This window comes from Streptomonospora sediminis, assembly GCF_054778995.1.
In genome coordinates this window covers 51,241-73,597 of the sequence record NZ_BAAGYZ010000072.1, presented here as the reverse complement: position 1 = coordinate 73,597, position 22,357 = coordinate 51,241, and the positions used below count along the sequence as shown (strand labels likewise).

The 22,357-nt window shown below is 72.4% G+C and carries 20 protein-coding genes; 11 read left to right on the top strand and 9 right to left on the bottom strand.

Going from position 1 to position 22,357, the window contains the following annotated elements:
* Positions 1 to 182: 182 nt before the first annotated feature.
* Both ACYVD5_RS14725 and ACYVD5_RS14720 read right to left on the bottom strand, forming a co-directional pair.
* Entirely contained in the window at positions 183 to 734 is a 552-nt protein-coding gene (locus tag ACYVD5_RS14725) for a hypothetical protein (RefSeq protein ID WP_461001600.1), read from the bottom strand.
* Positions 731 to 1,087 (bottom strand): SHOCT domain-containing protein, encoded by a 357-nt coding sequence (locus ACYVD5_RS14720; RefSeq protein WP_461001599.1) that lies wholly within the window; start codon positions 1,085 to 1,087, stop codon positions 731 to 733. Before ACYVD5_RS14720 ends, ACYVD5_RS14725 begins: the two co-directional genes overlap by 4 nt.
* A 132-nt stretch (positions 1,088 to 1,219) precedes the next feature.
* On the opposite strand from ACYVD5_RS14720, the gene ACYVD5_RS14715 reads away from it, so the two are divergent.
* From ACYVD5_RS14715 to lon, 3 genes are all read left to right on the top strand, one after another.
* Positions 1,220 to 2,569, top strand: coding sequence for a sensor histidine kinase (locus ACYVD5_RS14715; protein ID WP_461001598.1), 1,350 nt, complete (start codon positions 1,220 to 1,222; stop codon positions 2,567 to 2,569).
* Entirely contained in the window at positions 2,566 to 3,222 is a 657-nt protein-coding gene (locus ACYVD5_RS14710; protein ID WP_461001597.1) for a response regulator, read from the top strand. Before ACYVD5_RS14715 ends, ACYVD5_RS14710 begins: the two co-directional genes overlap by 4 nt.
* Positions 3,223 to 3,344: 122 nt before the next feature.
* Positions 3,345 to 5,756 carry an endopeptidase La gene (lon, locus tag ACYVD5_RS14705; protein ID WP_461001596.1) on the top strand — a complete coding sequence of 804 codons (2,412 nt, stop codon included), beginning with the start codon at positions 3,345 to 3,347 and terminating at the stop codon, positions 5,754 to 5,756.
* Positions 5,757 to 5,817: 61 nt separating this feature from the next.
* On the opposite strand, the gene ACYVD5_RS14700 is transcribed toward lon, so the two are convergent.
* On the bottom strand, positions 5,818 to 6,120 hold the full coding sequence (locus ACYVD5_RS14700; RefSeq protein ID WP_461001595.1) for a hypothetical protein: 303 nt from the start codon (positions 6,118 to 6,120) through the stop codon (positions 5,818 to 5,820).
* The gene (locus ACYVD5_RS14695; protein WP_461001594.1) at positions 6,117 to 6,362 is read right to left on the bottom strand and encodes a hypothetical protein; all 246 of its coding nucleotides are present in this window, start codon (positions 6,360 to 6,362) and stop codon (positions 6,117 to 6,119) included. Before ACYVD5_RS14695 ends, ACYVD5_RS14700 begins: the two co-directional genes overlap by 4 nt.
* Positions 6,363 to 6,602: 240 nt before the next feature.
* Between ACYVD5_RS14695 and ACYVD5_RS14690 the strand changes: the two genes are divergently transcribed.
* Positions 6,603 to 7,679, top strand: a complete 1,077-nt coding sequence (locus ACYVD5_RS14690; protein ID WP_461001593.1) for a Gfo/Idh/MocA family oxidoreductase — start codon at positions 6,603 to 6,605, stop codon at positions 7,677 to 7,679.
* A gap of 68 nt (positions 7,680 to 7,747) precedes the next feature.
* Here the strand turns inward: ACYVD5_RS14690 and ACYVD5_RS14685 are convergent, their stop codons facing one another.
* Positions 7,748 to 8,377 carry a TetR/AcrR family transcriptional regulator gene (locus ACYVD5_RS14685; protein WP_461001592.1) on the bottom strand — a complete coding sequence of 210 codons (630 nt, stop codon included), beginning with the start codon at positions 8,375 to 8,377 and terminating at the stop codon, positions 7,748 to 7,750.
* Positions 8,378 to 8,430: 53 nt separating this feature from the next.
* Here ACYVD5_RS14685 and ACYVD5_RS14680 point away from each other — a divergent pair, with 53 nt between their 5' ends.
* The 4 genes from ACYVD5_RS14680 to ACYVD5_RS14665 all read left to right on the top strand — a co-directional run bounded on the left by ACYVD5_RS14680 (position 8,431) and on the right by ACYVD5_RS14665 (position 13,803).
* Positions 8,431 to 9,651 (top strand): MFS transporter, encoded by a 1,221-nt coding sequence (locus ACYVD5_RS14680; RefSeq protein WP_461001591.1) that lies wholly within the window; start codon positions 8,431 to 8,433, stop codon positions 9,649 to 9,651.
* 69 nt (positions 9,652 to 9,720) lie between these two features.
* A complete protein-coding gene (locus ACYVD5_RS14675; protein WP_461001590.1) occupies positions 9,721 to 10,938 on the top strand; it encodes an MFS transporter in 1,218 nt (405 codons plus the stop codon).
* 147 nt (positions 10,939 to 11,085) lie between these two features.
* Positions 11,086 to 12,459, top strand: coding sequence for a four-carbon acid sugar kinase family protein (locus ACYVD5_RS14670; RefSeq protein ID WP_461001589.1), 1,374 nt, complete (start codon positions 11,086 to 11,088; stop codon positions 12,457 to 12,459).
* 222 nt (positions 12,460 to 12,681) lie between these two features.
* Complete coding sequence (locus tag ACYVD5_RS14665; RefSeq protein WP_461001588.1) at positions 12,682 to 13,803, top strand: adenosine deaminase; 1,122 nt, start codon at positions 12,682 to 12,684, stop codon at positions 13,801 to 13,803.
* A 34-nt stretch (positions 13,804 to 13,837) separates the two neighbouring features.
* Here the strand turns inward: ACYVD5_RS14665 and ACYVD5_RS14660 are convergent, their stop codons facing one another.
* From ACYVD5_RS14660 to ACYVD5_RS14650, 3 genes are all read right to left on the bottom strand, one after another.
* Positions 13,838 to 14,152 (bottom strand): DUF4873 domain-containing protein, encoded by a 315-nt coding sequence (locus ACYVD5_RS14660; protein WP_461001587.1) that lies wholly within the window; start codon positions 14,150 to 14,152, stop codon positions 13,838 to 13,840.
* 5 nt (positions 14,153 to 14,157) lie between these two features.
* Positions 14,158 to 15,825, bottom strand: coding sequence for a flavin-containing monooxygenase (locus ACYVD5_RS14655; protein ID WP_461001586.1), 1,668 nt, complete (start codon positions 15,823 to 15,825; stop codon positions 14,158 to 14,160).
* Positions 15,826 to 15,920: 95 nt separating this feature from the next.
* On the bottom strand, positions 15,921 to 16,895 hold the full coding sequence (locus ACYVD5_RS14650; RefSeq protein WP_461001585.1) for an AurF N-oxygenase family protein: 975 nt from the start codon (positions 16,893 to 16,895) through the stop codon (positions 15,921 to 15,923).
* A 251-nt stretch (positions 16,896 to 17,146) separates the two neighbouring features.
* Here ACYVD5_RS14650 and ACYVD5_RS14645 point away from each other — a divergent pair, with 251 nt between their 5' ends.
* Entirely contained in the window at positions 17,147 to 17,992 is an 846-nt protein-coding gene (locus ACYVD5_RS14645) for a MerR family transcriptional regulator (RefSeq protein ID WP_461001584.1), read from the top strand.
* A gap of 24 nt (positions 17,993 to 18,016) precedes the next feature.
* On the opposite strand, the gene ACYVD5_RS14640 is transcribed toward ACYVD5_RS14645, so the two are convergent.
* Positions 18,017 to 19,855 carry a GMC oxidoreductase gene (locus tag ACYVD5_RS14640; RefSeq protein ID WP_461001583.1) on the bottom strand — a complete coding sequence of 613 codons (1,839 nt, stop codon included), beginning with the start codon at positions 19,853 to 19,855 and terminating at the stop codon, positions 18,017 to 18,019.
* Between the two features lie 216 nt (positions 19,856 to 20,071).
* Here ACYVD5_RS14640 and ACYVD5_RS14635 point away from each other — a divergent pair, with 216 nt between their 5' ends.
* The gene (locus ACYVD5_RS14635; RefSeq protein WP_461001582.1) at positions 20,072 to 20,695 is read left to right on the top strand and encodes a DUF6230 family protein; all 624 of its coding nucleotides are present in this window, start codon (positions 20,072 to 20,074) and stop codon (positions 20,693 to 20,695) included.
* A 4-nt stretch (positions 20,696 to 20,699) separates the two neighbouring features.
* Complete coding sequence (locus tag ACYVD5_RS14630; RefSeq protein WP_461001581.1) at positions 20,700 to 22,226, top strand: DUF6114 domain-containing protein; 1,527 nt, start codon at positions 20,700 to 20,702, stop codon at positions 22,224 to 22,226.
* Positions 22,227 to 22,357: the final 131 nt, after the last annotated feature.

The following is a 22,357-nucleotide window of genomic DNA, read 5'->3' as shown; positions in this document are numbered from 1 at the left end:
CGCGTTCCGGCGGCGCGGTCGGGCGGTTCACCGGTTCGGCAGTTCAGCAGTTCGGGCAGTTCAGTCGGAAGGGTCAGTGCGGTCAGTGCGGTCAGTGCGGTCAGTGCGGTCAGGGTCACAGCGGTCGGTGCGGAGCGGCCCGGCCGGGCGGGCGGTGCGGTCGGGCCGGCACCGGAGCGGAGTCAGCGCGGCCCGGGCGGCGCACCGGCGGAGGCGCGCGCCGGGGTGCGCGTGTCCGCCGCCCGGCGGCGGCTGCGGATCCGGCCGAACGGCTTGACCGTGGACAGCAGGGTGGCCGCCAGCAGAAACGCGAGTGCCACCGAAAGCGCGACCACCATGCTCAGCCGGTCGGCGTAGGCGGGCAGAACCGTTCCGCCCTCGGTCGCCCGGGCCAGGTCGGCCACCCCGGGCACCAGCCGCAGGTTGCTGCCTGCCACCAGTACCGCGGTCAGCGCCAACTTGGCCGCCACCCAGTAGTGGCGGAACAGCCCCCACGGTGTGCCCAGCGCCGCGGCCAGGCCCGAGACCAGCGCCAGCAGGCTCAGCGGGAGCACCAGCAGCCCCGCCAGCTCGGCTGCGGCTCCGTAGAGCACACCGGCCCGGGCGGCGCCATCGGCGGCCAGGCCGGCGGCCAGCAGCGCCAGGACGCTGCCGTGCACGCCGACCCAGCCGACCGACGCGATGACATGCACGCTCAGCAGCGCCTTGCGCGGTCCGCCCGGCGGGATGCTCACCTGGTGCCGCCCTTGCGGCCGCCCCCGCTCGTTCCCGGCGTCCAGTTCAGCACGCTGGCGCGCTCGTGGAACTCGTCGGCGGTTATGTCGCCGCGCGCGAAACGTTCGGCGAGCAGCTTGCGTGCGTCGTACTCCGGCGGCTCCGAGACGCCACCCGCCCACGGCGGGCGGTGGCCCCTGGCACGCGAGAACAGCAGGTAGGCGAGTGCCCCCAGCAGCAGGAGCAGGAAAAGCAGCATTGCGGCTCCGATCAGCGGTGGGAACGGCGGTCCGTGGTGGAAGCGGTCAGGAGGGCCGGCGAACATCGCGAGTTCGGCGGCTTGGGCCCCTGCCGCGGTCAGTGCGGTATTCATGCCTCCAGAGTGGGCGGCACAGGCCCGCCGCGCGTCGCCCGTGGGGCGGCACTCGGGCTACGCACCCGGCACCAGTGCGAATACGCCCTGGAACCGATGCCCTGCAGCGCTGGGCGGACTAGTGTCGTTGGGGTGATCCGCGAGAAACGCACCGCCCGCGTCCTCGCCCTGGACATCCCCATCGCGCTCGGCATCGGCGCGGCGGCGATGGCCGGTGCCCACTTCGGCGGCGGCCCGCCCGCCGGCGGACCCGGCGACACCCCGCAGTGGGGCCCGGGCGGCACCCACGCCCGGGGCGGCCCGCCCTGGGCCGACGGCGGCGGCGACCCCGGCGCCATTGCCGCGCTGCCGCCCGCCGCCTATGCCTGCATCGCCGCGGTGGTGGTATGCCTCGCGGTGCGCCGCTTCCACCCGCTGGCCGCGTTCGCCTGCGCGATGGCCGCCGTCACCGTGTTCCTCGCCTTGGGCCAGGACAGTGCGCCGCTGCGGCTGGGGCTTGCCGTGCTGGCCTACACCGCGGCGTCGCTGCTGCCGCTGCGGCAGTGGACACCCTGGCTGGTGCTGGCGGTGCCGATGTTCCTCGCCGGCCGCGCGGAGCTGCCCTACTTCGGGTTGCTCGACCCCTCCACCGCCACCGCCGTGTTCCTCTTCGCACCGCTGCTGCTGCTCCCGGCGGCGCTGGGTGTGATCGTGCGCTCCCGCCGCGAGACCGCCCGCCGCGAACGCGACCAGGAGCTGCGCCGCTCGGCCTATGAGGAACGGCTGCGCATCGCCCGCGAAGTGCACGACGTCGTGGGGCACAGCCTCTCGGTCATCAACATGCAGGCCGGGGTCGCCCTGCACGTGCTGGGCAAGCGGCCGGAACAGGCCGAACCCGCGCTGCAGGCGATCCGCCAGACCAGCAAGGACGCGCTGGTGGAGCTGCGCGGCACTCTCGCGGTATTCCGCGCACCCGAGGACGGTGCGGACGGCGGTCCGGCCGGTGGCGCCGGCGCGGCTCCGGCGGCCACCGGAGCCGGTTCCGGCTCCGGCAGCGTGCCCGGCAGCGGCGCGGCGGCGGCCGGCCCCGGAACCGAACGCGAGCCCGTTCCCGGACTGGGCCGACTCGATGAGCTCACAGCGGGTATCGGATCCGCAGGGCACAGTGTCGACGTGCGTATCGAAGGCGAGCGCACCGCGCTGCCCGCGGCGCTCGACCACGCCGCCTACCGGATCGTCCAAGAGGCGCTGACCAACGCGGTCCGGCACAGCGGCGGCACCGGCTCGACCGTCGTCATCGGCTACCGTCCCCAGTCCCATCCCGAGGAGTTGACCGTGGAGATCACCGACAACGGACCCGCCCGCCGCGGCGGCCATCAGGAAGGCAGCGGCATCGCCGGGATGCGCGAGCGGGCCCGGGCTGTCGGCGGGCGGCTCGAAGCCGGACCGCGTGCCGAGGGCGGGTTCCGGGTGCGCGCCGAGCTGCCGCTGGGGGAGCGTTGAGCACGATCCGGGTGGCCCTCGCCGACGACCAGGAACTGGTGCGCATGGGCCTGCGGGTGCTCATCGACGCCGAGGACGACATGGCCGCCGCCGGCGAAGCCGCCGACGGGCGCCAAGCGGTCGAGGTCGTGCGCCGCGAGCGCCCCGACGTCATCCTGATGGACGTGCGGATGCCCGGCATGGACGGCATCGCCGCGCTGCGCGAGATCGCCGCCGACGACACCCTGTCCGGTACCCGGGTCGTGGTGCTGACCACCTTCGAGCTGGACGAGTACGTCTTCGACGCGCTGCGCGCCGGAGCGGCCGGATTCCTGATCAAGGACAGCGACCCCGGCGAGCTGCTGCGCGCGATCCGGTTGGCGGCGGCGGGCGAATCGCTGCTGTCGCCGTCGGTCACCCGCAGCGTCATCGCCTCCTTCACCGCCCGCGCGCCCTCCAGCGGGCCGCGGCCCCAGCTGGGCGAGCTGACCGAACGCGAACGCGAGGTGCTGGCCCTGGTCGGCGAGGGACTGTCCAACGCCGAGATCGCCGAGCGCCTCGTGGTCAGCCCGGCCACCGCGCGCACCCACGTCAGCCGGGCCATGGTCAAGCTGCACGCCCGCGACCGCGCCCAGCTCGTGGTGATCGCCTACCGCGCCGGTCTGGTGAACTGAACCGCAGGCCTGTATGCAGCAGCGTTCCCGCCCGACGGCCGATCGCTGACGGCGAACACAGCAGGGGGAACAAAACCCGACTCTCGTTTATTGAGTGATAGTGACTCAACAAGGAGGGTCTGATGACTGAAGCGCAGTCCAACGCGACATTCCCCGTGCTTCCCCTCGACGACGAGGTCGTGCTGCCCGGCATGGTCGTGCCGGTCGACATCTCCGACTCCGAGGTCCGCGCCGCGGTCGACGCCGCCCGCGCCGGGAGCGAGGGCGCAGCAAAGGTGCCCGGCATCCGCGCGGCCGGCAAGCCGCAAGTGCTGATCGTCCCCCGCATCGACGGCAACTACGCGGCGGTCGGCACCCTCGCCGTCATCGAACAGGTCGGCCGCACCCCCGAGGGCGAACCGGCCGCGGTCCTGCGCGGCGCCGCGCGGGCGCGTGTCGGCAGCGGCACCACCGGCCCCGGCGCCGCCCTGTGGGTCTCGGCCGAGGTCCACGACGAGGAACCGCCCGAGGCCGGCTACCCCGGCAAGGTCCAGGAGCAGGCCCGCGAGTTCAAGTCGCTGCTGACCACATACCTGCAGAAGCGCGGCGCCTGGCAGATCCTGGACGGCATCCAGCAGCTCGACGACCCCGGCCGCCTCGCCGACCGCGGCGGCTACTCGCCCTTCCTCAAGACCGGGCAGAAGCTGCAGCTGCTTGAGACCTACGACGTCGCCGAGCGGCTGCGGCTCCTCAACGAGTGGACCCGCGAGTACCTGGCCGAACTCGACGTCGCCGAGACCATCGACCAGGACGTCACCGAGGGCGTCGAAAAGCAGCAGCGCGAGTTCCTGCTGCGCCGCCAGATGGAAGCCATCCGCAAGGAGCTCAACGAGCTCGGCGGCAAGCCCGGCAGCGAAGAGGACGACTACCGCGAACGCGTCGAGTCCGCCGAGCTCCCCGACCACGTGCGCAAGGCCGCGCTGGCCGAGGTCGACAAGCTGGAGCGGGCCGGCGACTCCTCGCCGGAGTCCGGGTGGATCCGCACCTGGCTCGACACCATCCTCGACATGCCGTGGAACACCCGCACCGGCGACACCTACGACATTGCCGGGGCCCGCGAGATCCTCGACACCGACCACGCCGGCCTCGACGACGTCAAGGAGCGCATCGTCGAGTACCTCGCGGTGCGCAAGCGGCGCGAGGACCGCGGCCAAGGCGTGATCGGCGGGCGCCGCAGCGGGGCCGTGCTCGCCCTGGTCGGCCCGCCCGGTGTCGGCAAGACCTCGCTGGGCGAATCCGTGGCGCGCTCCATGGGCCGCGAGTTCACCCGCGTGGCCCTGGGCGGGGTGCGCGACGAAGCCGAGATCCGCGGACACCGGCGCACCTACGTCGGCGCGCTGCCCGGGCGCATCGTCCGCGCCATCAAGGAATCCGGCTCGATGAACCCGGTCGTGCTGCTCGACGAGATCGACAAGGTCGGCAGCGACTTCCGCGGCGACCCCACCTCGGCACTGCTCGAGGTGCTCGACCCCGCGCAGAACCACACGTTCCGCGACCACTACCTGGAGGTCGACCTCGACCTGTCCGACGTCGTCTTCCTCGCCACCGCCAACGCGCTGGAGACCATCCCGGGTCCGCTGCTGGACCGCATGGAACTGGTGCAGCTCGACGGTTACACCGAGGACGAGAAGGTGACCATCGGCCGCGACCACCTGCTCCCGCGCCAGCTGGAGCGGGCCGGCCTGGAATCCGGCGAGGCCGAGTTCGGCGACGACGCCCTGCGCAGGATCGCCGCCGAGTACACCCGCGAGGCCGGCGTCCGCGAATTGGAACGCACGATCGCGCGGGTGCTGCGCAAGGTGGCGGCCGGTGTGGCGCTGGGCGACCGCGAGCTTCCGGTGCGGGTCGGCGCCGACGACCTTACCGGCTTTGTCGGGCGGCCCAAGCACACCCCGGAAACCGCCGAACGCACCTCCGTGCCGGGGGTGGCCACCGGCCTGGCGGTCACCGGTACCGGCGGGGACGTCCTGTTCGTCGAGGCGTCCCTGGCCGACGCCGAGTCCGGCGCCAGCGGGCTGACCCTGACCGGCCAGCTCGGCGACGTGATGAAGGAGTCCGCCCAGATCGCGCTGTCGTACCTGCGCTCGCGGGGCGCCGAACTCGAGCTGCCGGTGGCCGACCTCAAGGAGCGCGGCGTCCACCTGCACGTCCCTGCGGGCGCGATCCCCAAGGACGGGCCCAGCGCCGGTGTCACCATGACCACCGCCCTGGCCTCGCTGCTATCGGGCCGCCCGGCCCGCTCGGACGTGGCCATGACCGGCGAGGTCTCGCTCACCGGCCGGGTGCTGCCGATCGGCGGAGTCAAGCAGAAACTCCTGGCTGCGCACCGGGCGGGCATCACCACCGTGCTGATCCCGGCACGCAACGAGCCCGACCTGGACGACGTGCCCGACGACATCCGCGAACAGCTCACGGTGCACGCCGTCAGCGACGTCCGCGAGGTCCTGGACCTGGCCCTGAGCCCCGCCGAACTGCGGGAGCCGGTGGCGGTCTAGCGGCCATCGGAGCCGGACAACACCACCGCGGGCCGCCCTGCCGGGGCGGCCCGCACGTGTGTCAGGGGTCCTTGTAGATGGATTGGTCGCCGATGCGGCGCCAGACGAGGACGGTGTCGCCTTCGTCGTCTTTCTCGAAATGGAAGGTGGCATGCGCGTACCGCGAATCGGGGGACCAGGTGATCGAGTAGACGTGCACGGATCGGAGCCGGAAGTTCAACGAGGCCGGCCACTGAGCGTCCGCCGAATGCGCTCCTGCGGTCGCCGGGATGCCCTGCCTAATCGCGGCGATCAAGCCGTGCCGCTGGTGCCGGGATAGTCGGGCGAAGTCGAAGTCGAACGCGTCAGTCGCAGTGAACTTCACAAACCTTCCTCCGGATTGCAGTGGCTAAGCCGTTCCAGACGGTCGAGGAACTCCTCCGCTGTCATGCCCGGCCCCACTCCGGACGCGGCGATCTCCGCATCAACTTCTCGTTCCGCCTGTTGCCGGCCCTCCTCCCAGAACCACGCGTCGTCGGGGTGCACGGCGACGCGCGGGAGCAGGATGATGCAGCCTTCCCGCGCAACCACCTCGACGATCGCATTCGGGGTGTGCAGGCCCAGCATTTCCCGCACCTCTTTCGGAAGGGTGCATCCTTCCCCCGACTGGACCGGCCAGCCGTATCCGAGGTGCTCAACCGACGTGGCGGGTTCGGTCCAAGGGCCCAGTGGTATTTCCATCCGCCACCTTCAGATCGCTGTGTGCATGTGCATGAGGACGGTAGCGAACCGTCACCCGGTGTGTCCGGGTTTTCGAGGGGCATCCCGTCAGTGCAGCAAGGGCTGGGGGATTACTACCGTGGACGTATGACCTCTGCGAACGACGCTGAACGAGAACTGCACGTCGCCGTCATCGGCTACGGCAAGGGTGGCGAGGTGTTCCATGCGCCGCTGATCGACACGACTCCGGGGCTGCGGCTTTCGGCGGTGGTGACCGGTAACCCCGAGCGGCAGGCGGCGGTGCGGGGGCGCTACCCCGGGGCCGAGGTGATCGCGACGGCCGAGGAGCTGTGGGAGCGTACCGGCGACATCGACATCGCGGTGGTCACCACCCCCAACGAGACCCACGTGCCGCTGGCGCGGGCCGCGCTGAAGTCCGGGTTCGGTGTGGTGGTCGACAAGCCGTTTGCGTTGGGCTCGGGCGAGGCGCGTGAGCTGGCCGAGGAGGCGCGGCGGCTGGAGCAGGTGCTGACCGTCTACCAGAACCGGCGCTGGGACTCCGATTTCCTCACGTTGTGGAAGCTGATCGACGAGGGCGCGCTCGGGCGGGTGCACCGCTTCGAGTCGCGTTTCGAGCGGTGGCGGCCCGCGGCCAAGGGCACCTGGCGCGACAGCGGCGCCCCCGAAGCCGGTGCCGGGATCCTCTACGACCTCGGTCCGCACCTGATCGACCAGGCCGTGAACCTGTTCGGGCCGGTGGAGTCGGTCTATGCCGAACTGGAGGCGCGGCGCGGCGCCGCCGCCGACGACGACTCCTTCCTTGCGCTGACCCACGCCGGCGGCGTGCGTTCGCACCTGTGGATGAGTGCCGTGGCCGCCCAGTTCGGGCCGCGGTTCCGGGCGCTGGGCGACCGCGCCGCCTTCACCATCAGCGGGCTGGACTCCCAGGAGGACCGCTTGGGCGAGGGCGAGCGGCCCGACGCCGCCGACTGGGGCGTGGAGCCGCAGTCGGCCTGGGGGCGGTTGGGCACCGACGAGGAGTCGCACGAGGTCCGCAGCGAGCGCGGGTGCTACCCGGCGTTCTACGCGGCGGTGCGCGACGCGGTCGGCGAGGGCGAGCCGCTGCCGGTTGAGCTGCACGAGGTAATCCACGGCCTGGAGGTAATCGAGGCCGCCCGGCGCAGCGCCCGCAGCGGGCGGGTGGCGGCGGTCGAAGCGGGCTGAGCGGTCCGCCCGCCCCGGCGCCGATAACCAACCGAACCGTTGGATGACCGGGCCGTTGGCTCACCGGCTCACTCGGCGCCGCCGGGGTCCGCGGCGGGCCCCGGCGCCGGAGTGTGTTCGACGCCGCGCACCGCGGCGTTGGCCATGGCCACGATGTGCTCGCGCAGGTCGGCGCGGCCCGGTGCCGTGCCGACGCGCGGGCCCACCACCAGCCGGGTCACCTGCGGCATCGCGCTCGGCCACGCACCCAGGGCGAGCAGGGACAGCAGTGTCATGGCGGCGGTGCTGTCGGGTTCGATGCCCATGGTCCGGGCCAGGGCCAGCACTTTGGCGGAGTAGATGTCGGAGCGGGCGCTGTCGTCGGGCAGCGGCCGCTCCTCGAAGTACAGCGCCTCCCACATGAGCAGGCGCATCATCGTGCGGTTGGCGGCGTGGGCGTCGAAGAGCCGCCCCACCCACTCGCCGACGTCCTCGCCGGGCGCGGGCAGTGTCGCGGCATGCTCGGTCTTCACCGCCTCCAGTACGGCCTGGAACAGCTTCTCCTTGCTGCCGAAGTGCCCGTAGACGCGCTCCTTGTTCACACCCGCCGCGGTGGCGATGCGGTCGATGCGCCCTCCGGCGATGCCGTGTTCGGCGAATTCGGCGCGTGCGGCCTCCAATAGTTTGCGGCGGGTGGCCGCGCTGTCCCTAGAACCCATGTCACAAGCATACCGAATTGACAGCCAACCATTTGGTTGGTTTTCATGGGGTCATGCCCAACCAGGACTCCATCCTCGCCGAGCCGACCGCCGCCGCGGGCTTGTCGCGGGCCCAACCGCGGGTGGCTCCCCAGATCCTCACCATGGCCCTGGCCGGGCTGATGATCACCGGCCAGCTTTACCTCGCGCTACCGCTGCTGTCCCCGATCGCGCAGTCCACCGGGTCCACCGTCGGCGCCGCCAGTTGGACACTCACGGCCTACGGCGCCGCCTACGCCCTGGGATTCCTCGTCATCGGCCCGCTCGTGCCGCGCATCGGCCACCGGCGGCTCATCGTCGCCGGGCTGGCCGCCACCGCCGCGTTCGCCGCGGTCACCGCCTACATGCCCACCATCGGCAGCGTCATCGCGGCCCGAGCGCTCCAGGGGTGCGCGGCCGCGGCCTTCGCGCCCACCGCCATTGCCTACCTCACGCACCACATCCCCGAGCGGCGCCGCCCCCTGGCTTTCACCGCGCTCACCTGCTCGTTCCTTGCATCGGCGGTTGTGGCCCAGGTCGGCGGCCGACTCGTCGCCGACCAATGGGACTGGTCGGCGGCCTTCCTCGCCTCGGCCGCCGTCACCGGCGCCGTCGCCGTGCTCGCCGGCCTGGTGCTGCGCCCGGCCGTCCCGGACCGCTCCACCCCGGTGGCGACGGCGTACCGGGGCATGCTCACCGCGGCGGTGCTGCCCCGGTTGATCCCCCTCTACATTGCGGCGGCGACCCTGCTCTTCGGGTTTGTGGGCGTCTACGCGGCGGTGCGCCTCACCGACCCGCTGGGCGTGGCCGGCGACTCAGACGCCCTGCTCACGCTGCGGGCGAGCGGGCTGCCCGCGATCCTGGCCGCACCGCTGCTGACGCCGGCGATGGCGCGGTTGGCGCCGCTGCAGCGGCTGGCGATGAGCACCGCCGCCGCGGCCGTGCTCATCGCCGCGGCAGCGATCTCCGTACCGCTGACCGGCTCGGTCGCCGTGTTCACGGTGCTGCTGGCCGGCTACGTGCTCGCCACGGCCGTCGCCCTGCCCACCGCGATGCAGGCCACCACCGCCGCGGCCGGTGCGCACCTGGCCGGTGCCAGCGCCCTGTACGGGTTCTGGCTCTATGTGGGGTCCAGTGCAGCGGCACCCCTGGTCGCCGCCGTCGCCGGAGCCGGATTCCTCGGCGTGGGCGGGGTGTTCGGCGGCGTGCTGCTGGCCGGCAGCGCGGCAGCGCTTGCCGCCTCCCGGATGCGTTGAGCAGGCGCACGGGCACAACCGGCAACCCGCGTGCACGTGGCCGGGGATGCCGCCGCTAACGTCGGATGTGTGGATGAGGGGACCGCGGTAAGCAGCAGCCACACCGGCCACCGCGCCGGAAGTACCGGGTACCGGCGCATCGTCGTGGCCATGACAGCGGCCGGGATCGCCACGTTCGCCCAGTTGTACGCGGTGCAGGCGGTGCTGCCCGGTCTCGCCGACAGTTTCTCGGCGTCCGCGTCCCAAGTGGCGTTGAGCGTCTCTTTCGCCACCGCCGGGCTGGCCGCGTTCGTGCTGGTGTGGAGCGGTATCGCCGACCGATTCGGCCGCGTCCGGGTGATGGCCGTAGCACTGTCGGTCTCCACCGCGCTGGGCCTGGCCGCGCCGTTCGCACCGGACATGTGGACGCTGCTCGCACTGCGCGGCCTGCAGGGCGCGGCGCTGGGCGGCGTCCCGGCCGTGGCAATGGCCTACCTCGCCGAGGAGATCGACCACGGCCACCTCTCCCGCGTCGCCGGCGTCTACATCGCGGGCAACACGGTCGGCGGCATGAGCGGGCGGCTGGTGGCCGGTGCTGTCGCCGACCTCGGCGGATGGCGGTGGGGTGTCGCCGCGGACTCGCTGCTCGCCCTGGCCGCACTGGTCGTGTTCGCCGTTGCCGTGCCGCGCAGCCGCGGGTTCACCGCCAAACGCCGCGGATCGGCCGGCCCCGGACTGGTGCGGCGGGTACGTTCGGCCGTCAGCGACCCCGGCCTGCTCGCGCTCTACTGCCAGGCGCTGTTCCTGATGGGCGCGTTCGTCACGGTCTACAACTACCTCGGCTTCCGGATGACCGGCCCGCCCTTCGGACTCTCCCAGACCCTGGTGGCCTTCCTGTTCGTCGCCTACCTCGCCGGCACCGCCGGATCGGCGGCCGCCGGGCGGGTGGTCGAGCGGCTGGGGCGGCGCGCCGTGCTGCTCACCGGGGTCGCGGCGATGGCGGCCGGAGCCGCTGTGCTGCTCGCCCCCTCGCTCACGGCGGTGATCGGCGGGCTGCTGCTGTTCACGTTCAGCTTCTTCGTCGCCCACACCACCGCCTCGGCGTGGGTGGGTCGGCGGGCCACGGTCGCGCGCGCTCAGGCCGCGGCCCTTTACACGCTGGCCTACTATCTGGGCTCCAGCACTTTCGGCTGGCTCGGCGGCATCTGCTACGAAGCCGTCGGCTGGACCGGTGTGGTGGTCTACGTCCTCGCGCTCCTCGCCGCTGCGGCCCTGGCCGGAACCGCCCTGCGCGACAGGCGGGGATGAGAGGCTCGTAACGCGGCCGCGCGCGGGTGGTGCTGCGGCCGCTGCGGACACCGCGGCCCGCGACCGCCCGGCCGCCGCCTGCGCATTGCGCCGGTGCGGCGGAGCCGGCGCGGTGCGGGCACCGCGCAGCAGGAAGGAAAGGAAGCCGTGGCCCAGGTTCTTGTCGTCGCCGACGACCTCACCGGCGCCAACGCCACCGGCGCCCGGTTCGCGCGCGCCGGTATGCGGGTCGCCACCGTCACCCCCGAGCACGTCACCGCCGTCGCCGCGGAGTACGACGCGGTGGTCGCCAACCTCGACAGCAGGCACGCCTCTGCCGAGCAGGCCGCCGACCTGGTGGCCGACGTCATCGAAGCGATCTGGCCGGTGGGCCTGGTCGTCAAGCGGATCGACAGCACCCTGCGCGGCAACGTCGGTGCTGAACTGGAGGCCGCCTGGCGCGCGGTGCGCGAGCGCGTACCGGCCCGCACCGCCGTGCGCGCGCTGGTGGTGCCCGCCTTCCCCACCGGCGGCCGCACCACCGTCGACGGCGTCCAACTGCTCGGCGGCCTGCCACTGGAGCAGACCGAGCTGGCCCGCGACCCGTACTGCCCGATGGACACCGGCGACATCGCGGCGATCCTCGCCCGCCAGAGCGGCCTGGCCGTGCGCAGGGTGGCGGTCCGCCAGGTCACCCAGAACATGCTCACCGCCGAACTTCGCTCCGGCGACGAACCCGTGCTGGTCTGCGACGCCGCCGACGAACAGCGCATCGAGGCCCTCGCCGGGGCGGCCGCCGAAGTGCACCGCGAGGACGGCACCGTCTGGGTGGCGGCCGACCCCGGGCCCAGCGGGGCACTGCTTGCCTATGCAATGCGGCTGCGCGGCCAGGCGCGCGCGCCGGGACCCGTGCTGGCCGTCGCGGGCAGCACCACCGACCTGACCCGGCGCCAGGTGGCCGCCCTCGCTCGCTCCGGTCCCGTACGCTTCGTCGACGCCGAAGCCGACCGCCTCGGCGGCGGCGACCGCGATCACGCCGCCGATGTCGCCCGGCAGCTCACCGAACGGATCGGTTCCGCGGTCTTTCCCGACGTCGTCGTGCTGCGCCTGGTCGGGCCCGGCCCGGCGGCGGAGCCCCGCACGGCCGTGCGGGCCCTGCCCGCGCGCCTGGCCGAGCTGCTGGCCGAGGTGGTCGGGGCGGTCGAGGAGCAGGCCGGCAGCCACGCGCTGCCCAGCGGCCTCTACCTCACCGGCGGCGATGTCACCTCCTGCGTGTTCGACGCGCTGGATGTGCACGGCTTCGCGGTCGGCGGCGAGGTGCTGCCGCTTGCGGTGCACGGCACCATCAGCGGCGGCTCGCTCGACGGCGTACCGGCGGTGGTCAAGGGCGGCCTGGTCGGCGACGAATCGGCGGCGGTGGAGTGCCTGGGCCGCCTGCGCCGCGCCGCGCGGGCCCGGCTGCAGCAGGTGCACTCGGAGGTCTCCGAACATGTCCTGCCCCCCGCCGGCCGCCCCGCCCGCAACCCGGCCGGGCCCGCCTGAGCGGTCATCAAGGGCTGACGCGGCGCGAGCCGGTTACCCGCTGCGGTGCGTCGCCGCATCCCGCAAGCCGCGCCGGCAGGAGCGGGCCGCCCGATGCTGCCCGCCACCTGTGAGCACCGCAACACCCCCGCCCCAGCGCAGCGGGCACCCCGTCAACTAGACTGCCCGGCAATTTACCCACTGGAGGCTCCGCAGCTCACAACACACAACCAGAGGAGGAGAATGACGCCACTCCGCTACGAAACCATCCGGCGCCTGCCCAAGGTGCTGCTGCACGACCACCTCACCGGCGGCCTGCGCCCGGGCACCGTGCTCGACCTCGCCGCCCGCACCGGATCCCCGCCCCTGCCCGCCGAAGACCCCGGCCGGCTGCGCGCCTGGTTCGCCGCCGCGGCGCCCACACCCGAGGACCGCGCCCAGCGGCTGGACACCGTCCTCGGCCTGCTGCAGGACTCCGAGTCGCTGAAGCGGGCGGCGGCCGAATGCGCCCAGGACCTCTCCGCCGACGGCGTCGTCTACGCCGAGGTGAAACTCGCCCCCGAACAGCACACCGAGGGCGGACTCACCCGGGAGCAGGTGGTCGACGCGGTCCTGGAAGGCCTGCAGGTCGGCCGGGCCAAGGCGCGCCTGTTCGGCGCAGCCGCCGACGTGCGGCTGCTGCTGACGGCCATGCGCCAGGCGGCCGATTCGCTGGAGATCGCCGACCTGGCGGTGCGCTACCGCCACCGCGGGGCGGTCGGCTTCGACATCGCCGGTCCCGAGGCCGGCTACCCGCCCACCCGGCACATCTCCGCCTGCGAGCACGTCAAGCGGGCCAACTTCCACCTGAGCCTGCACGCCGGCGAAGGGTTCGGGCTGTCGTCCATCTGGGAGGCCATCCAGTGGTGCGGCGCCGACCGGCTCGGCCAGGGCGTGCGCATCTTCGACGACATCGCCGTTGCCGACGACGGTTCGGCCAAACTGGGCGAACTCGCCGCCTACATCCGCGACAAGCGCATCCCGTTGGAGCTGTGCCCCACCTCCAACGTCAACGCCGGCGTGGTGCCGTCGCGGGCCGCGCACCCGGTCGACACGCTGCGCAGGCTGCGGTTCCGTGTGACCGTCAACACCGACAACCGGCTGCTCGACAGCACCACCCTCAGCGAGGAGCTGGCCCTGCTCGCCGCGGAGTTCGGCTACACGGCCGAAACGCTGCGGTGGTTCGCGGTCAACGCCATGAAGTCGGCGTTCATCGGCCACGACGAACGGTTGGCCCTGATCGACCAGGTCATCAAGCCGGGCTACGCCGCCGAGCAGACCCACCGGGCCGGCGCGGCGTTCTTCCGCCAGGAAGACCCCTGGTAACAGGCGCGGCGGGCGCTGCGGGCACTGCCGGATGTCAATCCGCCTCGGGCGCAACCTTGGGGACCGCGAACGGCGGCGTGCCGGTGCCCACCACCCGGTAGCCGCCCCAGACATTGGCCTCGGTGAGCCTGCCCGCTCCCTCGTGCCCGTCGGGAGTGCGCAGCCGCACCGCGGTGTCGCCGGCGGCGAAGGCCGCGTCGGCGGCCGGGTCCGGCGAGATCCGCCCCACCCACCGGTAGGCGCCCGCCAAGGGGTCGAAGTGCCCGGCCAGGTGGGCCTCCACAGCGGCCTCGGTGCCGCCGGCCACCAGGGTGGCGGGTCCGTGGTATTCCTCCTCGGCATCGCCCATAACGCTCACGGTGTCCCGGCCCCCTCGGCTCCCTTGCCCGGCTTTTCCCTCTTGTCCCGCGGCACCGCGCCGGTGTCCCTGGCTGCGTCGGCCCCCGCATCCGCCGGTGCCGCGCGCACACCCGGCGGCGTACAGGGGCGCCCGCGCCCGCGGTCCCGCCCGCGCGGGGCCGCCCGCGCAGTGCGCACGTGGTAGGAGTCCGGGTCGAACCGGCGGGTGCGCAAGGCGAACTCCCAGGTGAAACCCGGCCACAAGGTGGTGTTGCGGCCCTGGTCGTTCAGGTACCAGCTGTCGCAGCCGCCAGAGACCCACACTGTGCCGCGCATCTTCCGCTGCACCCGGCGGGTGTAGGCCTCCTGGGCGTCGGCGCGCGGTTCGAGCCGGTCGGCGCCGTTGTCGTGCGCGTAGCGCAGCGCCGCCATCGTGTAGGCGATCTGGGCTTCGAGCATGAACACCTGGGAGGAGTGGCCCAACCCGGTGTTGGGCCCGGCCAGCACGAACAGGTTGGGATATCCGGCCACGGTGGTGCCGCGCAGCGCTTGGATGTCCTGTCCCCAGTGGTCGGCGAGCAGCACCCCGTCGGCGCTGCGCAGCCGCGCGGCGATCGGCGGCTCGGTGACCTGGAACCCGGTGCCGAAGATGATGGTGTCCACCTCGTGGCGGGTGCCGCCGCGGGTGACGACCGCATCGGGCCGTACCTCGGCGATGGGGTCGGTGACGACGTCGACGTTGGGCCGGGCCAGCGCAGGATAGTAGTCGTTGGACAGCAGGATGCGCTTGCAGCCGATGGTGTAGTCGGGTGTGAGCCGCCGGCGCAGCCCGGGGTCCTTGATGCCGCGGCGCAGGTTCAGCCGCGCCAGCTGCTCGGCCACCGCGAGCAGCTTCGGGTTCTGCACGAACCCGAGCACGAAGTTCTCCCTACCCCAGTAGATGCAGGTGCGGGCGATGCGCTGGGTCAGCGGCAGTCTGCGGAACAGCAGGCTCTCCGCCCGGGTGATATCGCGGTCGTGGCGGGGGATCACCCACGGCGGCGTGCGCTGGAACAGCTTCAGCTCGGCCACGGCCGGCTGGATCTCGGGGACGAACTGGATCGCCGAGGCGCCCGTGCCGACCACCGCCACCCGGCGCCCGGCGAGGTCGCGGCCGTGGTCCCAGGCAGCCGAGTGGAAGACCGCCCCGGCGAACGAGCCGAGACCGGGGATGTCGGGATAGGCGGGATCGGCGAGCGGGCCGCACCCGGTCACCAGGAACTGGGCGGTGACCGTGCCGCCGGTGGTCTCCACCCGCCAGTGGTTGGGGCCGGGCTCCCACCGCGCCTCGGTGACGTCGTGGCCGAACCGGGCGTGGCGCACCACGTCGTGGTCCTTGGCGACCCGGCGCAGGTAGTCCCAGATCTCGGGCTGCGGCGAGAAGCTGCGGCTCCAGTCGGGGTTGGGCGCGAACGAGAAGGAGTACAGGTGGGAGGGGACGTCGCAGGCGGCGCCCGGGTAGGTGTTGTCGCGCCAGGTACCGCCCACCTCGTCGGCGCGCTCCAGCAGCACGATGTCGTCGAGCCCGGCCTGTTTGAGCCGCACCGCCATGCCGATCCCGGCGAACCCGGTGCCGACGATGGCGACCCGGTAGTGCGGCGGTGCCGCCGCGCGGGGGGTGGTCGCGTCCTGGTCCTCGGTCACGTCAGCCGTTCCTTTCGACCGGTGGGATGGACGGCGCCCCGGAGCCGGCGGAGGGGTTCCGGTCCCGGGGCGCCGGCTGGAGCCGGCCCGCAGGCTCAGGCGCGTTGAGCCTCCGGGCCGGCGGTCGAGGGGCCGGCGGCCGAGCGGGCCGCTGTGGCTCCGCTGCTACCGAGCAGTCCGGCTTTGCGCCAGAAGTACCTGCCGGGTCCGGAGATGGCGCCGGCGCGGTCGAGGGTGTCGACGACCTTGCGCGCCGCCCAGGTTTTGGTGTCGGTCCAGTGCGGGTTGCGGCGGGCCGCTTTGCGGGCCGCGCGCGGGTCCAGGCCCACGCGGGCGTAGGCCTTGGGGCTGACCAGGCGGGTCGCGGAGTAGTAGACGACCAGGCCCAGCACGAACCGGCTGTAGTGCTGGACGAGGGGGCCGCGCCGCTGCCAGTCGCGCGCGAACTCCTCGCGGGCGTAGCGCATGTGCCGGGCCTCCTCGACGACGTGGATGCGCGAGACGGCGCGGGTCAGCGGTTCCAGTTCGTCGTCGGCCATGATCTCGCGCTGCAGCTGGTCCAGGATCTCCTCGACGAACAGCGCGCCGCTGAAGGTCAGCGGGCCGTTGGACACCGTCTTGAACACGCGGCCGAGGAACTGGGCGACGGGGTCGAGCCGGTAGTAGGGAGCGTCCAGCTTGCCGAGCAACTTGGCGAACATGACCGAGTGGCGGCACTCGTCGGCGACCTCGGTGTAGGCGTACTGCACGTGGTTGGTGGTGGGGTCGCGGTCGTAGGCGTGGCGCACCAGCATCTGCATCAGGATCGTCTCGAACCAGATCCCGATGCTGGCCAGGCTGGCGATCTCCTGGCGGCTGAGCTCTTTGCGCTGTTCCTCGGTGAGCGTCTCCCACAGCTCGGTGCCGTAGAGGGACACCCGTTCGGGCCGGATCGCGTAGCGGTCGCGGTCGATGGGGGCATCCCAGTCGATCTCCACGAGCGGGTCGAAGGACGCCTTGGCCGAGGAGCGCAGCAGGCGTTTGGCGATGTCTTCGCGATCGGTGGTTCGGGTCTGCGGCTCAACGGTCACGCCGGTCCTCCTTATCCCGGTCGGCGGCGGTCCGGCGGGTACCGAGGGGCCTCGGGGCGGCCGCCGGGCCGCGCCGTGCGGGGCGGATGTGTGATCTCGTCCACATTCGGATGCCGAAACATTACAACGGGCATTGTCACAATTCAACCGGTAGTGGAATGTGGCTCACTGTGCGGAGCGGCGCGCAGTAGGACGGCGGGCCCGGTCGGGCTGTGCAGCGGCGCCCGGGTAAACACGCCTAGTCTTGGGGCATGGCCGAATACCGCATCGACGAGCTGGCGCGGCTCGCAGAGACCACGGTGCGCAACGTCCGCGTCTACCAGGACCGGGGGCTGCTGTCGCCGCCCCGCCGCGAGGGCCGGATCGGTATCTACACCGAAGCCCACCTGGCGCGCCTGCGGTTGATCGGGCAATTACTCAAACGGGGCTACACCTTCGCCAACATCAGCGAGCTGGTCACCGTCTGGGAGCGCGGCGGCGACCTGAACGACATCCTCGGCTTCGAATCGGCCATCGGCGACCCCTGGTCCGACGAAATCCCCGGCTACATCACCGTTGCCGAGCTGCGCGAAATGTTTCCCGGGCAGGTCAGCGCGCCCAACATCACCCGGTCGCTGCGGCTGGGCCTGCTGGAGCGCGAAGGGGTGCGCTTCCGCGTGCCGAGTCCGCGGCTGCTCAACGCCGGCGCCGAACTCGTGGCGGCCGGCATGGAGCTGAGCACCGTCCTGGACATCTCCGAGCGGTTGAAGGAGCGCGTGGGCGGACTCGCCGGCGAGCTGGTGCGCACGGTGGCCGACCACATTCTCGCCGAGCACGCACCCAACGGCATCCTCCAGGGCGACGAGATCGCCGAGACCGCCGCACTGGTGCGCCGGCTGCGGCCGCTCGCCCAGACAGCGGTCGATGCACTCCTCGCCGACGCAATGGCCCGCCACCTGCACGAGGTGCTCGGCGAACACTTCGCCGAGGTACTGGAACACATCAACCAGCGCAAGAGCGCCGGGGACCCCGGCGGCGACGGCGCCGCCGGGGTCTTCGGCGCGGTGGCACAGGTCGGCAACCGCCCGGACGGCGGCAGCGCCGAGCGGTCGGCCTGAGCCGCTCCGCCCGGCGCAGCGGGGTCACTCCCGGGTGCTGTCCGCGCTCGCCACGCTGAGCGGCAGCGGGGCGGTGAAACGCAGCTCGGCGCTCGCGCCCGCGGGAACGGACGGGCGCTGCGGGAAAACCGCGGCGATGCGGCGGTACCCGGACTCCGGGGCCGGGCGCGGGTCCGCCGCGCCCTTGTTCGGCCAGAACGACATCGCCCGCTCGGCCTGGGCGGTGATGGTCAGTGACGGGTTGACCCCGAGGTTGGCCGTCACCGCCGCACCGTCGACGACGTGCACGCCGGGGTGGCCGTAGAGCCGGTGGTAGGGGTCGATCACGCCGGTTTCCGGCGAGGCCCCGATCGGGCAGCCGCCGAGGAAGTGCGCCGTCAGCGGGATGTCCAGGACCTCGCCGACGGTGCCGCCGGGGTCACCGCCGATCTCGTCGGCCAGCCGGGTCATCACCTCCTGGCCCTGCGGGATCCAGGTCGGGTTGGGTTCGCCGTGGCCCTGGCGCGAGGTCAGCACCCGCCGGCCCAGCACCCCGCGCCGCGTGAACGTCGTCAGCGAGTTGTCCAGCGACTGCATGACCAGGCCGATGATGGTGCGTTCGGAGAAGCGGCGTACCGACAGGCTGCGGGAGAAGACGCGGGGGTGGCGCGCGGCTAGCCCGAGGAAACGCAGCCACCGCGGCACCAGCCCGCCGCCGGGGACCTGCATGGTCGCCAGCAGCCCCATGGCGTTGGACCCCTTGCCGTAGCGGACCGGTTCGACGTGGGTGCGGGAGTCGGGGTGCATGGAGGAGGTGATGGCCACGCCGCGGGAGAAGTCCTCGGGCGGGTCGGCGCTCTTGCTCATAGCACCCGCCAGCGACTCGGAGTTGGTGCGCGTCAGCGCGCCCAGCCGCGCCGAAACCCGCGGTAGCAACCCGCTGTCGCGCATGCGGTGCAGCAGCGTCTGGGTGCCGTAGGTGCCGGCGGCGACCACCACTTGGCGGGCGGTGAACGTGCGGGCGTGCTCGCGCCTGCGCGGCGCGCCGGTGGCCAGCGTGTCGACAGCATAACCCGGCCCCCGGTCGCCGCGGGCGGGCAGCTCGCGCAGCCGCTCGGCCGTGGTCATCGGGTGGATCACCGCGCCGTCGCGTTCGGCGAAGTAGAGGTAGTTCTCGGTGAGCGTGTTCTTGGCGCCGTGGCGGCAGCCGGTCATGCACGAGCCGCATTCGATGCAGGCGTCGCGCTGCGGGCCCGCGCCGCCGAAGTAGGGATCGCCGCCGGACTCGCCCGGATCGGCCGGGTGGCCGCCGTCGCCGTCGCGGTCGTCGCCGAAGTAGACCCCGACGGGCGCCCGGTGGAAGGTGGCGCCCACGCCCATGTCCTCGGCGACCTTCTGCAGGTGGTTGTCGGAGGGGGTCATGGTCGGGTTGGTGCGCACGCCGAGCATGCGCCGGGCCTGGTCGTAGTAGGGGGCGAGTTCGCTGCGCCAGTCGGTGATGCCGCGCCACTGCGGGTCGTCGTAGAAGTCGTCCAGCGGCGTGTAGAGGGTATTGGCGTAATTCAGCGAACCGCCGCCGACTCCGGCGCCGGCCAATATCATGACGTCGCGTAGCAGGTGGATGCGCTGGATGCCGTACATGCCCAGCGCGGGGGCCCAGACGAAGTTGCGTAAGTCCCACGAGGTCTCGGGCAGAGTCTCGGGACTGAACCTGCGGCCGGCTTCGAGGACGCCGACGCGGTACCCCTTTTCGGTCAGTCTGAGTGCGCTAACTGCACCGCCGAAACCTGATCCGATGACCACAACGTCGTAGTCGAACCCGTCGGCTCCGGGGGTGGCGGGTGTGGGGTAACGGGGAGCTGTATTGGTGTTGTCGGTCGCCACGGCTTCGCCTTCCTGAACCATCCACGCTGATGAGGGCCCTGCTCCCGGCGGGTTCCGCACGCGAGTCAGGCGGGTGGAAATGTGACATCAACTATTGTAATGTTCCTCACCTACCAGCGGGTAAGGTGTCCTGGGTAACACACGGCAGTGCACACCTCACAATCCCTCGCCCCCGTCACGGGCGCCGAACACGGTGTCCGTAAAGGAGGAAGTCCCATGGCAGAGGAGACGCAAGCGGAAGCCCCCCGCGCCTCCGGCGGAACCGCCTGGAAACGGTTCGGACTCGCCCTCATCCCGGCGCTGGGCGCCGCGGCGGTACTGGTCGGCATGACCGCCCAGGGGACCCTCGCCGCATCGTTCGCCGTCTCCGGCGAAAGCTTCAAGGTCTCGGCCGACCAGCTCAAGGGCACCGGGTTCGCCCAGTTCGGCGACGTCGCAACCTCCGCTGACGGCACCGGGCACCCCGTCGCCATCTCGGTCATCGACGACGTCGAACTCAGCAACCTCTGCCAGTCCGTGCTGATGGACACCCCGGTCGGCGAGGTGACCCTGCTGGTCAACGCCGGCCAGGGCGACCAGCCGGCAACGGCCAAGAACATGGTCATCGACGTGCAGCAGCTCTCCGGCGACGCCAAGTTCACCGAGATGGAGATCGGCCGCGACGCCTCCACCGTCGAGAACGCCACCGGCGAGACCGGCAAGAGCGGGGCCTTCGGCCAGCAGGCGGACACGATCAAGATCGACGGGCTCAAGCAGACGGCGTGGTCGGTCAACGCCGGAACCTTCAGCCTGACCGGGCTGCACCTGGGCATGAAGCCCGGCAACCACGAGTGCTTCTGATCCGATGACGCGAAACGGCGCCTCCCGCGCGTGGCAGACCCCGCGCCCGGCGTTCCGCGAGTGGCGCAAGAGCCGGCCCTTCTGGGGCGGCGTGCTGATCCTCCTCGCCGGAATCGTCATCGTCGCGGCCCCCGCGCTCAACCCCCTCGACCTGATCGTGCAGCAGGGCATCGCCGGTGTCTCGGGCTACTTCGCCGGCGTGCTGCTGATGGCGGTCGGCGTACTGGTGTGGCTGCAGCCCCCGCAGCGGTTCTTCTACGGGATCGCGGCGATCCTGCTTTCCCTGGTCTCCTTCGTCACCTCGAACTTCGGCGGATTCGGGTTCGGGATGCTTTTCGGCATGATCGGCGGCGCGCTGGCCGTGGCCTGGGTACCCGACCGCGGCCGCCCGTCCCGCGCGCCGCGGCGCAACCGCGGGAGGCGGCGCGGTGCCGCGGGCGGGAGCGGGGCCGGGGGTGCGGCCCCGACCGCAGAGGCGCGTCCCGCGCGCGGCCCGGCGGACGTAGGGGACTCCGGGGACTCGGAGGGCTCGGAGGGCTCGGGGGACCGGGCGGATGCCGAGCGCGCGGCGGAAACAGCGGAAACAACGCGGGAAGCCGCCGAGGGTCCGGACCCAGGATCCCCGGGCGGCGGCCAGCACCGGCGGCCGGGCTCCGATGGGGGCGGGACCGATGCGCTGCCGGACGGCGGTCGGCTGCACTCCCTCGTCGCCGTTGCGGCCGTGCTCGCCCTCGCCGCGCCCGCACCCGCCGCGGCCTCCTGGCCCTGGGACGACTGGTTCGGCGGCGGCGACGAGGAGACCTCCTCGCCCGCGCCTTCGCCCTCGCCCACCACTGGTCCGGGGTCATCAGCGTCGCCCGCACCCTCCGGCGGCGACGGCGGTGGCACCGGCGGCGCGGGGCAGGACGGGCAGGACGGCGCAGGGGAAGACTCGGAAGAAGCGCCGGACGGCCAGGACGGCGGAGATGGCGGAGATGGCGGCAAAACCGAACCCGCTGCGGAGTGCACGGTCCAGGAGGGGGCGGCCTCCATCAGCAAGGAAAAGTACCGCGCCCTGCTGGAAGCCTGCAGGCAGGCGAAGGAGCAAGGCAAAGCGCCCGAGTTCGAGGTGCAGCAGAGCGACGACCGCTGGCTCGCCCACACCGAACCCTCCGGGCTGACCGCCGACAGCCTCAGCATGGAGGGCGCCGCCTTTGAAGGCGTGGTGGAGTATCCCGTCAAGGGCGGCACGGTGCGCTACCTCAAACTGTCCATGGACACCGCCGAGGTCAGCGGGGCCCGGCAGTGGTCCAAGGACGGCGGCGCGACCACGTCGATGGATATCCCGGAGATGACCATGTCCGGCGATGTGGTCATGCACGTCACCCGGATGAAGCTGCGGATCCTCGGGATCCCGCTGGAATTCACGCCGAGCTTCCCGCCACCGCTCCTGCTCCCGTCGATGACGGTCACCGACCTGGAGGCCGACCAGTCGCTGGCCCAGGCGCAGACGGTCGAGATCCCTGCGCTCGACCAGCAGGTGAAGGAGTAAGCGGACTGTGGGAGCGGCGGAGCCGGGCGGACCCGCTCCACCGCCCCCGGACGGTGTTTCGGTTTCGCGGGGCCGCCGCAGTTGCCGGCGGCCCCGCCTCGGGTGTTGCTGCGCTGACTGGTACTGGCCGG